7 protein-coding genes are annotated in these 12,873 nt (G+C 39.3%); all 7 read left to right on the top strand.

The annotated features are described in order from the left end of the window. Positions 1 to 301: 301 nt before the first annotated feature. The 7 genes from CKF58_RS08570 (at position 302) to CKF58_RS03600 (ending at position 11,849) form a co-directional block, all read left to right on the top strand. Positions 302 to 2,584: a capsular polysaccharide biosynthesis protein gene (locus tag CKF58_RS08570; protein ID WP_245959233.1), complete on the top strand. Its 2,283-nt coding sequence runs from the start codon at positions 302 to 304 to the stop codon at positions 2,582 to 2,584. Between the two features lie 633 nt (positions 2,585 to 3,217). Next, entirely contained in the window at positions 3,218 to 4,567 is a 1,350-nt protein-coding gene (locus CKF58_RS03625) for a capsule biosynthesis protein (RefSeq protein WP_119531062.1), read from the top strand. A gap of 337 nt (positions 4,568 to 4,904) precedes the next feature. After that, positions 4,905 to 6,212 (top strand): polysaccharide biosynthesis/export family protein, encoded by a 1,308-nt coding sequence (locus tag CKF58_RS03620; RefSeq protein ID WP_119531060.1) that lies wholly within the window; start codon positions 4,905 to 4,907, stop codon positions 6,210 to 6,212. A gap of 2 nt (positions 6,213 to 6,214) precedes the next feature. Then, entirely contained in the window at positions 6,215 to 7,336 is a 1,122-nt protein-coding gene (locus CKF58_RS03615; protein WP_119531058.1) for a KpsE/RkpR family capsule polysaccharide export protein, read from the top strand. Positions 7,337 to 7,858: 522 nt separating this feature from the next. Continuing rightward, positions 7,859 to 8,644: an ABC transporter permease gene (locus CKF58_RS03610; RefSeq protein WP_245959235.1), complete on the top strand. Its 786-nt coding sequence runs from the start codon at positions 7,859 to 7,861 to the stop codon at positions 8,642 to 8,644. Positions 8,645 to 8,874: 230 nt separating this feature from the next. Then, complete coding sequence (locus tag CKF58_RS03605) at positions 8,875 to 9,579, top strand: ABC transporter ATP-binding protein (RefSeq protein ID WP_245959234.1); 705 nt, start codon at positions 8,875 to 8,877, stop codon at positions 9,577 to 9,579. Positions 9,580 to 10,175: 596 nt separating this feature from the next. Next, the gene (locus tag CKF58_RS03600) at positions 10,176 to 11,849 is read left to right on the top strand and encodes a peptide ABC transporter substrate-binding protein (RefSeq protein ID WP_222987685.1); all 1,674 of its coding nucleotides are present in this window, start codon (positions 10,176 to 10,178) and stop codon (positions 11,847 to 11,849) included. The last annotated feature ends 1,024 nt before the right edge of the window (positions 11,850 to 12,873 follow it).

The following is a 12,873-nucleotide window of genomic DNA, read 5'->3' as shown; positions in this document are numbered from 1 at the left end:
TTCTTTTCTCTTTATCTTTATTCTTTTCTCTTTATCTTTATTAAGATATGCTGCTCGGCAACCGTGCTCCTGAATACTGCTAATTAGAGCAAGATGTAAGATCTGATTTCATCTTTTTTAGCTTTTTGAGTTCTTCTTAAGATATTTAAACTTTATTTCTTAAGATATTTAAACTTTCTGAAGATGCTTCAATCTAGTTCTTACTGTAGCTTCTAACTATCATTATTGAATAGCACGCGTGGTACTCAATGGCGTATCTCATAATTGCTGGCAAAGAACACTTTGCCGCTAAGGAGACACCATGTCAGCAAATTTATCTCATGGTCTTGCGGCAGTAGTCTTTTCTCGCAAGATGCGCGAGTTACCAAATTTGGCAACTCTATTCCCAGAATACAAACTGCAAAAGCCAAACCAAGGCACAGCGCAAGTGGTACTTGGTTGGGGCTATCGCCCAACTACGGCAAAAGCTAAAGCGTATGCGCAAGCTAAAAACCTTCCTTATATTGCTATTGAAGATGGTTTTTTGCGTAGCTTAGGTTTAGGAGTAAACAATGATCCTCCTTTAAGTTTAGTTTGGGATGATCTAGGTATCTACTACGACACTACTAAAGCTTCGCGCCTTGAGAAACTTATTTTAGAAGCTAACTTTAGTCAAGAAGAGCAAGCTTTAGCTGCACAAACAGTAAGTCGCTTACAAGAGTTACATCTGTCTAAGTACAATCAAGCTCCACGCTTAAGCCAAGAGAGTATTAATGCAGCTTTACAGAATGACAAACCCCTAGTGCTCGTTATCGATCAGACTTTTGGTGATATGGCAATTCAGTATGGACAAGCTGACGCTCAGACTTTTGCCTTAATGCTGGAAACAGCTGTTAAGGAAAACCCTGAAGCTAATATTTGGGTAAAAAGTCACCCAGATGTTCTTGCTGGTAAAAAAAGCGGCTACCTTACTGAGCTAGTTACTAAGTACCAACAAGTCAAGCTTCTAGCTCTAGATTGTAATCCTTTAGATTTACTGCAAGCTGTGAGTAAAGTTTACTGTGTAACTTCACAAATGGGTTTTGAAGCTTTACTTATGGGTAAAGAGGTCGTTACCTTTGGTGTACCATGGTATGCGGGTTGGGGCATTAGTGATGATCGTCATCCAGCTCTTGCTGCTATGCCAAGTTCACGTCGTCAAGCACGTAGCTTTATGCAAGTGTTTACTGCGGCTTATATTCAGTACCCACGTTACCTTAACCCTTATACCCAAGAGTTAGGTAATATCTTAGAAGTAATTGACTACTTAGCTCACTATCGCACCTTTAATGAGTTACTGCGTGGTGAAGTATATGCTTTTAATATGAGCTGGTGGAAACGTCAAGTGGTAAAACCTTTTGTGCGTTTTCCGAGTTGTAATTTAAACTTTGCTGCATGGCCTAAACAACAGTGCCAAATTATTCAGGCACAAGCCCAACTCACAGCTCACACTGCAAACCCTATATCTAAGACTAGTAGCGAAGCAAACCATATCGCTACAAATCGTAGTTCTACAACTGATAGCAGCACTAATAGTGCAGTAGATGCTACAGAAAGCTCTACAAATAACTCAACGAGCCAAACCGTTTCTAAACAACTATCAAGCAACCAACTGGTAAACCTTGCTTTACCACAACCACAAGTAAAACTGTTACTGTGGGGAACAGGTAAGCCCGAAGTCCTAGCTTGGGCACAAAAACAAAACCTATCCGTAATTAGTATGGAAGATGGTTTTATTCGCTCGGTGGGTTTAGGTTCGAACTTAGTTGCACCTCTATCGCTAGTGCTTGATGATCAAGGCATTTACTTTAATGCCCAACAAGCAAGTCGCTTAGAGCAGATTCTCAATACGGCTAAGTTTAGCAATCAAGAGTTAGAGCAAGCTGAAAGCTTACGCCAACAATTAATTGCTACCAACATTGGTAAATACAATGTCGGACAAGCCCAATGGCAAATCAATCCGCAACAAGGACAAAAAGTCATCCTTGTCCCTGGGCAGGTCGAAGATGATGCTTCAATTCGTACCGGTAGTCCTGAAGTGAAAACTAACTTAGGTCTGCTGCAACAAGTGCGTGAGAACAATCCGTACGCTTATATTATTTATAAACCTCATCCGGATGTTGAAGCTAAAAACCGCGTTGGGGCTATAGCTCCAGAGATTGCTCTACAATATGCTAATACTATTGCTAGCGATATTAATATCCTCAGTTGTATTGCTTTAGTTGATGAAGTGCATACCATGACTTCATTAGCCGGCTTTGAAGCACTAATTCGCGGTAAAACTGTGCATTGTTATGGTTTACCATTCTATGCAGGTTGGGGACTAACCGTAGATAAGCTTACTACTCCTCGTCGTAATATGCGTAGAAGTGTTGCTGAATTAGTGGCAGCCACTTTAACCAGATATCCGTTATACGTTCATCCATTTACTAAACAGCTCTTAACTCCTCAACAAGCTATCACTTGGCTTGAACAACAACGCCAACAAGCTCCTGCGGCAGTTAAACAAACTTGGCTGGCTCGTAAATGGGGACAACTAAAACACTTATGGCGCTGCTGGCAGTAACTGCCAGCAGGCACTAAGTGCCAACCTACTATTACACTACACACGACTTAATCCGACCACCTTTTACTTCTCAAGCTCTACCACCATTATTCACCCTAAATTTTGCACTCTTGTTTTTAGTAATTATTGCTTAGCGATTGGTTGTTAACCTCTCTAAGTTAGATAATTTTAGTTAGATAACTTATTTTTAGCTTTCTAAGCTCTCTAAGCAATAATTACTCATAACCCATTTCTAATGCGCAATGATCGCATTAGTGCTACAGTCTACATTGAACTGTAAGCTTAACCTCTCTTTGCGAAGAAGAGACTTAAGCTTGAAATTACATTTTATTTACATTTATCTAAGTGAAGAAAGTTACCATACTTTATCACTTTTAAGGTTTATTCAATTGTCCCTCGTTCCGAGGCTATAAGATACACATGAATGCAATTTAAGAGAGTAATGCTCTAGCTGTTGCTAAAGCCAACCTCTATGTGCAGCAGCTAGAAAGCATGCTTAGTGCGAGCAAGACTAAGGTCTGGCTAAAACTAAGAAGTAACTTTGTTTAACTGCTCATCTTGGCTGCTCATTGATTAAGAAAGTATCTCTATAGATAAGTTTTTAATCCTTAAATTGTTATTAGGGCTTTTTCCATGCCAACCCACAATTTAGAACAACTGCTACTATCTTCACTCCGTGTATTGCTGTTACAAGGTCCAGTTGGTCCGTTTTTCCAAGAACTAAGCAACTGGTTACTTTATCACCAAAAAGCTGTGTGGAAAATTAACTTTAATGGTGGCGATTTACACTACTTTCGCGCAGTAAATCCTAATCCTAGCTTAAACTGTGCCGTAACTGTAGAACAAGCTGCACATGCTAGTGCAAGTAGTTTTAATACGAGTCAACAAGCTCAAGTATTAAACTACACTCAACCAGCTACCGAGTTTGCTGATTATTTACGTCAACTTGTAGCTAAACAGAATATTGATACTATGGTGTGTTTTGGGGATTGTCGTCTGTACCACCAAATCGCCAAACAAGTATGTAAAGAATTAGGCTTAAAATTCTGGGTGTTCGAAGAAGGTTACTTCCGCCCGCACTATGTAACGCTTGAAGCAACTGGTGTTAATGCCTATTCCCATTTACCAAAAAATGCAAGCTACTACCGCAAACACATGCGTCGTAATGACGAACCTGCAGTTGCGCCAATTAGCTCTGGCTTCTGGGCTGCAGCATGGTTAGCGACCATTTACTATCTGTATATGTGGTGGTATCAAGCAGCGTTCCCACACTATGCGCACCACCGAGCAACTAGTTTAAAAACTTATGCTCGTTGTTGGTTAAAATCTGCTTGGAGACGTTGTTGTTACGTAATCCCTGAAGCGCTATTTACGCATAAGGTAGAGCAAGGTAAACTCGGTGAGTTCTTCTTACTAGCCTTACAAGTGCATTCGGATAGCCAAGTTAAAGTACACAGTACTTATAACTCGGTAGCTGAGTTCTTAGAAGAAGTACTTATTAACTTTGCCATGTACGCACCTGAGCGTACACACTTAGTTGTAAAACACCATCCAATGGATCGTGGTTTTACGAACTACCGTGAGCAAATTAACAAGATCGTCGCGGCTTATCCGCAGCTCGAGGGTCGTATTCACTATGTATTAGACGTACCTCTGCCGATCTTACTGCGTAAAGCGCAAGGTTTAGTGTGCTTAAACTCAACTACAGGTCTTTCGGCTTTAGTGCACAACCTACCAGTGTTAACTTTAGGTGATTGTGCTTATGACTTTGCACAATTAACCCACCAAGGTTCACTAGCCTCGTTCTGGGTAAGTCCACAAGCTCCAGATGCTACATCGTTTGCGGCATATCGTCGTTACCACTTATATACTACGCAATTAAATGGTAGCTTCTATAAGTATGTACGCTTTGTGACACCAAACCAACAACTCAATCAAACTCGCTCTTGGGAAGAAACCAGCGACTCTCGTCTTTCTCTATAAGCTTGGAGCAATCGCTAAAGCTGATAAGCAATAGCTAAATAACCAAAGCTAATAAACAATAGCCAAAGCTGATAACAACAGCTAGAGCTAATAAACAATAACGAGAGAGTAATAGCTCAGCTTGGTAACATTCTGTCACGCGAGTTACGCATAATAACAACTTTACTTTTTGGGGTTTAGTGCCTGTTGTGAAAGCACAAGCTACACTAAACTGACTTTACATTTTATTCGCACTTTTATCTTAAATCCTAGAGGTAGACAACTACCTCTAGGGACTTTTTTGTTCTACCAATGTCACACTTGGCAACTTTCTTTTCTGCAACTTAGAAATCAGGTTATGATGTTTTCAAAAATCACCACAGCTCTAAGTATTGCTTTACTTTTAAGCTCATGTACTTTACCAGCTGACGGTCCGACAAATTCTAAAATTGCGGCTGCTGATCAGACGCAAGTACAAGCAGACTTACCTCCGGTAAATCTGGTTGTAGTTGACCAACAAACGGTACAGCAATTAAGCCTAGCGCAACGTAATCAAAGCTTTGCTTCGCTCGTGCAACCTCTAGCCGGAGCTAATGCTGCTTATCAAGCAGCTAATAGTGGCGCGATTATTGACGCTAATGGCAAACAACTTTCTACTCCTGCGAGTATAACTACAGCTAGTTACAGCAACACTAGTCATGATCTAGGTGTTAACTATCAAGGACAAGTAGGTGCTGGAGATTTAATTAGTATTAGCATTTGGGAAACAGCTCCAGCAATGCTCTTTACTAATTCAAGTGCTATTACTTCAGAGGGTTCATCACGCGTAAACATTCCAACGCAAATGGTAAATGTGCAAGGACAAATCACTGTACCATTTGTAGGGCAGATTAACGTTAGTGGTCTAACGCCAGTACAAATCCAACAACGAGTAACTAATGCTTTACGTCGTATTGCTAATAACCCACAAGTATTAGTACAAGTAGATCAAAACAATAGCGCTAACGTAACTGTATTACGTAAAGGTAATAGCACGCGCATGCCTTTAACGGCTCATCAAGAACGCGTTCTTGATGCTGTAACTGCCGTAGGTGGTGTAGACGCACAAGCACGTGATATTTCTGTACAACTAACACGTAACGGACAAGTAAAAACCATTTCTCTGTTACAACTAGTTACCGACCCACAACAAAACATTAAACTGCAAGCTGGTGATATTGTTTACTTGATTGATAATCCGTTAAGTTTTGTCGCTCTGGGTGCTGTTAATCAAAGCAGTGAAATTAAATTCTCAGCTGCTGGTCTAAGCCTTGCTCAAGGTTTAGCGCGCATGGGTGGTTTAGTTGATGAGCGTGCTGATCCAACTGGTATTTACGTATTCCGTAATGTACCGCTTACAGCTCTGACTCCGCAAGCGCAACAAGCATGGCTCGATAAAGGTTATACACGTGATATGTCAATCCCGACAGTTTACCAAGTTAACCTAAATAGTCCATGTGCTTTATTCTGGTTACAAAAATTCCCTTTACAAGATCAAGACTTAGTGTACGTAGCTAATGCTTCTTCGAATCAACTACGTAAATTCCTCAGCCTTGTGTACGCCTTTACTAATCCTATTTACAATATAGTGCGCACCAAAAACTACATTGACGATTGGGATGAATAATTATGGCTAATCCAATTAAAAAACTTTTAACCTTTACCCGTAAAAATCCCTTATTTCGTTATATAGTGGTGTTACCAAGTTTATGGGCGATTATTTACTTTGGCTTTATTGCTAGTCCGGTATATGTCTCTCATAGTACATTTGTGGTAAAAGCAGCCAACCAAGAAAGTAGTTCGGTTGACATCAATGGTCTAAATATGCTTTCGAGCGTAGGCTTTAATCAGTCAAACTCAAGTTCGTATACTGTGCAAAGTTACATTAAAAGCCGTGAAGCAGTAAATGCGCTGGCTGAAATGATCCCGCTTAAACAGTACTACGAAGATCATGGTGACTGGATTTCACGTTATAACACTTTAGGTTTTTCGGGACAAAACGAAGCCTTCTATCAGTACTTCAAAAGTAAAGTCGCAGTTAATATCGATAGTTCATCGGGGATTATGACTTTAGAAGTACGTGCGTTCCAACCTGGTTCAGCACAAAAGATTAATGCCGAGTTTGTGAAACTAGCTGAAAAACACGTAAATACACTTAATAAACGCGCACGTCAAGATGCTATTAACTATGCCACAAGCATTGTAGAGCAAAGTAAAGCACAAATGACGAAAGCAGCCAAAGCCATGTCAGATCATCAACTTAAATACAAAATCGTCGATGTTGATAGTCAAACTGATACCGTGCTTAACATGGTAACTAAGCTGCAAGAAAAGCTTATTAGTGTAAATACACGTTTAGATCAGTTACGTTCAACAGCACCAAACAACCCGCAAATCCGTTCATTAGAAATCGAAAAACAAAGTATTAATAATGAAATTAACGAACAAGTTAATAAGATTGCCGGTGGTGACAACTCTTTAATCCAAAATAACGTTGAATTCCAAAGCTTAAAACTTGCATACAACATTGCCTACAAACAACTTAGTGCGGCAATGGTAAATCTGCAAAATGCCATTTACGATGCAGGGAAAAAACAACTTTACTTAGAAGTTATTGCTCCAGCTGACAAACCAGACTTAGCGCTCGAGCCAAGTCGTCTGTACCACATTGCCGGATCTATTGCTTTAGCTTTAGTTATTTACGGTCTCTTAAGTTTAATTCTGGCTAGTGTACGTGAACACCGTAACTAAGGAGGAGTGATGACAGATCATAACTCTGCGGCAACACCAGCACCAGCTAGTGAAGCAGCAACCACGGTTAAAAAAGAAGAGACTACTGCAACTACTCCTGCTAAAGCTGAAACCGCAAAAGCAGAGCTTGCTAAGGCAGAAGCAACTAAAGCAGAAACGGCTAAAGTTGATACTACCAAGAAAGCTGACGCAACTTCTAAAGCAGAAGCAGCTCCATCAACAGCTCAAGCTAAGGAAACTACTACAGCTCCAAAAGCTGAGCCTGCTAAAAAAGAAACTGCTAAAATAGATTCTACTCCTAAGCAAGAGTCTGATACAAAGAAAGAGGCTGCTCCTAAGTCAGAACCAGCTAAAGACGCTAGCAAAGAGCCTGCTGAAAAAAAAGCAGCTCCTGCAGCCAAAGCTGAACCAACTAAAAAAGCCGAACCTGCAAAAAAAGCAGCTCCAGCCAAAAAAGCTGAACCTGCGAAAAAAAACGAGAAGAAAGAAGATAAACCAACTTTTACCTTACCAGCAAGTAGTATCCCGCGAGCAGTAAGCTCATGGAGCTTACAATTACGCGTACTCCATGCGTTAATGCTACGCGAGATTATTACGCGTTATGGACGTAAGAACATTGGTTTTATGTGGCTCTTTATTGAACCCTTGCTCATGACTTCGTTCATTGCTGCTATGTGGTACTTTGTGCGAGCACATGCTTTTACTAATCTGAATATTGTGGCTTTTATTGTTACGGGTTATCCGATAATGATGATGTGGCGTAATGCTGCTAATCGTGCTATAGGTGCTATAGATGCTAACCAAGGTTTGCTCTATCACCGTAACGTAAAGGTTCTCGATACGATTCTGGCTCGGATTTTCTTAGAGATCTGTGGAGCAACTATCGCCCAAATTGGTATTATGCTTGGTCTATGTGTACTCAATATTATTCCATGGCCGGTTGACTTTGTAGAAATGCTTTGGGCATGGGGTTTAATGGCAGTCTTTGCTGTATCAATGGGACTAATTATCTGTGCCGTTGCCTTTAAGTTTGAAGCTTTAGGGAAGCTTTGGAGTACTATTAGTTTCCTTATGATGCCATTATCAGGAGTGTTCTTCTTTGTAAGTAGCTTACCTACTTCGGTACAAAACATCCTACTCAAAATCCCAATGATCCATGGTACGGAGATCTTCCGTCATGGTTACTTTGGGAATAATGTCATTACTATGGGTAACAGTTGGTATCTCTTAACTTGTGACATTCTGTTACTTTATTTAGGATTATTGCTCATTCGTAAAACCACTGTACGCATGGGCGGTTCTGCCTAGTCATTTTGGAGGATAAAGAATTTATGTCATTTTTCTCACGTCTAGGTAGTTTTTTTACTTCGCAAGGGCATGATCTAAAACTAAGTAATGATACTAAAGCACAAACGGCTACAGAGAAGTCTGAAATCTTACTTGATCTCGAGACTGCTAGTGCTGACAATAAAACCACAGCCAATGGTAACGAGGCAAATCCAAGTTCACAAGAGAAGAGCGAACAACCTAGCTCACCCATTCTTGATTCATCAGGACAAGTAATTGTCCATAATGTGAGTAAAAGCTATCCTACACGCCGTGGTACTAAGCAAATCCTCACCGATGTAAACTTCACCTTAAAGAAAGGTGAAAAGCTAGGCATTCTTGGACGTAATGGTTCAGGGAAGTCAACGCTGATCCGTTTACTCTCTGGGGTTGAAAATCCAACTACCGGTTCAATTATCTTAGATAATATGACCCTAAGTTGGCCCATTGCCTTTAGTGGGGCATTCCAAGGTAGTCTTACTGGCATGGATAACTTACGCTTTATCTGTCGTATCTATAATGCCGATCCAGAAAAAGTGCTGCAATTTACCGAAGACTTTGCAGAACTAGGGGATTATCTGTACGAACCAGTAAAAAGTTACTCTTCAGGGATGCGAGCGCGTTTAGCCTTTGCTTTAAGTTTAAGTATTGATTTTGATTGTTACTTAATCGACGAAGTTATTGCTGTAGGGGACGCTAGCTTTAGTAAGAAGTGTCGCCAAGCTTTATTTGAACAAAATAAAGAGAAGTCTTTAATTCTAGTAAGCCATAGTGCTAAATCAATTAAAGAATACTGTGATCGAGCAATAGTTCTCGATCAAGGTAGAATGTTAGAGTTTGCTGATATCGATCAAGCATATAACTACTACCAAGATATTATGACCAGTCCAAGTAACGATCGTTCAAAGAAAAAATAAAACTATTTTCAATCTGAGCTCTATGCCATAGCATAGAGCTCATTTTTTGTGCAACAAAGCTCAAACTGCTAAAAGCGCTAAAAGTGCTAAAACTACCAAGTACTAACAATACTCAAACTGCCTAAGATGCTTAAACTTATCACACGTATTCAACTCCTAAAATAGCTTCAACTCAAACTAACCATCTATGTCTACTATTTTCATCTTTACCGCTACTTTTTTGTGCAAAGAAAAATATTTTGCTGTAAGATAGAAATATCTTTTGGTTTTTCTTCGCAACATAATCTGGTTAATTATCTTGCGAAACAAAGAGATATTTCCTCGTTTGCAAGTATCTTTTTGTTGCCTCCCCCTAGCTATCTGCTGGGCTTAATGCTACAATTAGGTAGCCAAAGTTATATTGCTAGTTTTACTTGCAATACTTAGCTTCAGCTAACTAGGAGGAGGGTTTACCACAGGGTGGTGATCTATTGGTTACAGTGCAAAGCACTGTAAAGTGCAGAAACTTACCTGGTTAGTAATTTCTGCGCTTAGCTACTTAAATCTTCTAAGTAATGTTAGAGTTCTCTAGCTTTACTCACCTTAAGGATCGCCCTATGTTAACATTTACGCAAACTCTCACAACCCTATTTAATTCGAAAATTACTCGCTTAAGTACAGTTACTCTAGCTCTAGGTAGTTTAGTTGTAGGCTCTCTTAATCCAGCATATGCTGTAGTACCAGCAGGTACAAAACTAGCAGCTCAACAAACCTTAGCTTTAGCTTTTCCGGCTTCTCCGGATACGCTTGATCCTAACTTACTTAAGTTTAGTGCTGATTTTAAAACCTTACGTCCGGTATTTGATACCTTAACGCGTTTAAATAATGAAGGTAAATATATTCCGGTAGGAGCTACTTCTTGGGACGTAAGTGATGATGGTCTTACTTGGACATTCCATTTACGTAAAGAAGCTAAATGGCAAGATGGTAAAGCTGTAACTGCTCATGATTATGTTTACTCATGGCGACGCTTAACCGACCCTAAAACCGCAGCTCCTTATGGAGACTACCTCGCCCAAGCAAATGTGAAAAACGCTAAAGAGGTTTACTCTGGTAAATTACCAGTAAGTGCTCTGGGGGTTAAAGCTCTGGATGATTACACCATTCAAGTGCAACTAACCTATCCTACAGCTTGGTTATACCAAATGTTCTCCTCGGTAATGACGGCTCCTGTACGTAAAGACTTAATTGCTAAGTACGGTGAACTATGGACAAATCCTGATCACTTTGTAGGTAATGGTCCATATAAAATTGGTTACTACCGTGTAAACGACCAAATGGTGTACGATAAATGGAATGGTTATTGGGATGCTAAAAACGTGCACCTAACCCAAGTACGTCACGATTATGTAAAAGATCCAGTAACGGCCTACTATCGTTACTTATCAGGTGAATACTTAGTATCAGATGTACCAGCGCAATACTTAGACCTCATTAATAAAGAGCGTCCAAAAGAAGTATTCCACGTACCAGCAGGACGTACAGCTTACTTCTCGTTTAATACTCAACGTATTCCAGATGCTAATGTACGTAAAGCTTTATCTTTACTTACTGATCGTAGTATGATTACTAAACAAATTATCAAGAGCAATGTGCCAACTTCGGCTTTTGCTTCTCCATATCTTGATGATCTAGAGTTAGTAAAACAACAACCATGGTTTAAACAAGCACAAAAAACCAACGTGGCTACAGCTGTTGAGTTACTGAAACAAGCTGGTTACACTCCAGCTAATCCTCTACGACTAACCTTAACTCAACCTTCAACTCCAGAAAACGATAAAATCTACGTAGCTCTGGCTGGTTCATGGCGTCAAGCTTCAGGTGGGTTAATTGACTTAAAACAAGAGGCCGTAGAAGCTACTTCTTATTACGATAAGTACAACCGTACCGACTATGACTTAATTATTGCTAGCTATGGTATGGACTATACGCAAGCTTCAACTTTCTATAACATCTTCTTAAGTGATAGTCCGATTAACAATCGTAAGTTTATCAGTAAGGAATACGATAATTTAGTGGTAACAGCTAATCGCTCTACCGATAAAGCTACACGCCAAAAACTCTATGCCCAAGCTAACCAAGTGTTAGTAGACGGCTACCAAGCAGCACCTCTCTGGTATGTAGAAACTCTGATCCTGAAAAAACCGCAACTTAAAGGTTACTACACTGGATTAGGAGTTACTTACTACCAAGATATGTACATCGTTGCAAATGGTAATGAGAAAAAATAAAGAGAAAGATAACTTTTAGGTTATTAAGTTCGTATTCGTACTTATTTTGACGTATAACTTTTTATGCCTGAACAACTAAGCTTAGTCACTAAGCTTTAGTTGTGCAAACTTAAACTAATACCAATTTAAAACCCAGAACTACCTCTAGTTCTGGGTTCTTTTTTAAGTCTCGGGAGAAAAAAATCTCACCTGATTGGTAAAATATGGTATTATGAATTTGGTTTTTAGTTTGCAATAGGATTTTCCTTATTGTTGATATATGTTTCACAGTATATATTACTGGATTCATCTATTTTTAGGGTTAGAGTTCAGTGCGAATCTCGCACTGAACCTATATTTTTGTCCAAATTTTGCTAAGTTGACTAAAAGCAGCTTTCGCTGCTTATCTTAAGCTAACCCTTAATCTAATCTTTATGATCTTGCTGTAGTTGAGTAGTTATAATTTTAGTCGCAACGCTTGTTACTTTTGTCACATGCTTATAGCTTTAGTCACTACGCTTGTGGCTAGCTTTAGTTAAGCATTTGCACTACTTACAGCAATAACCTGCATACTTTGCTCTCTTTAATCTTCCCCTTAAGACTATCCTTTAAGACCATTCCTTAAGCCCATATCTTAGATCTTGACCTAGATCAATCATCAAGCAAGCCCAATTTAATTCTTTAATCTCTATATTAATTTACCCTATTTGTTAATTAGCCTATAACGTTGTTCTCTTGGTTATTGTTTATGCCAATTCATGCATTTAACCATGGCTCAAGCTCAAAGTGAGCTGTACTCCTAAAATCATGCATACGCTCAATAATTAGCAGGTTATCTAAAAAAGTACAATTACTTTTGTTAAGTACAAATTACAAGTTAATTTAATTGATTGTGTACCTCTCTTACTGACTTTATCTCTTACAGATTTTATCTCTTATTAACTTTATCGCTCTTAGAGAAGATTTTAATTTAGAGATAAATGTATGCCTTAGAATAAAGAGTTAATTTTTTTCTATTATTTTTATGTACAGTAGTTCACTTTTA

Origin of the sequence: Psittacicella hinzii (genome assembly GCF_003585935.1) — a bacterium.
Lineage (GTDB): Bacteria > Pseudomonadota > Gammaproteobacteria > Enterobacterales > Psittacicellaceae > Psittacicella > Psittacicella hinzii.
This window is presented reverse-complemented; position numbering and strand designations above follow the sequence as displayed.

Excerpts from the sequence above, each read along its gene's own strand:
- CKF58_RS03615 (WP_119531058.1), top strand. The coding sequence starts at position 6,215 with ATGGCTAATCCAATTAAAAAACTTTTAACCTTTACCCGTAAAAATCCC.
- CKF58_RS03625 (WP_119531062.1), top strand. The coding sequence starts at position 3,218 with ATGCCAACCCACAATTTAGAACAACTGCTACTATCTTCACTCCGTGTA.
- CKF58_RS08570 (WP_245959233.1), top strand. The coding sequence starts at position 302 with ATGTCAGCAAATTTATCTCATGGTCTTGCGGCAGTAGTCTTTTCTCGC.
- CKF58_RS03620 (WP_119531060.1), top strand. The coding sequence starts at position 4,905 with ATGATGTTTTCAAAAATCACCACAGCTCTAAGTATTGCTTTACTTTTA.
- CKF58_RS03600 (WP_222987685.1), top strand. The coding sequence starts at position 10,176 with ATGTTAACATTTACGCAAACTCTCACAACCCTATTTAATTCGAAAATT.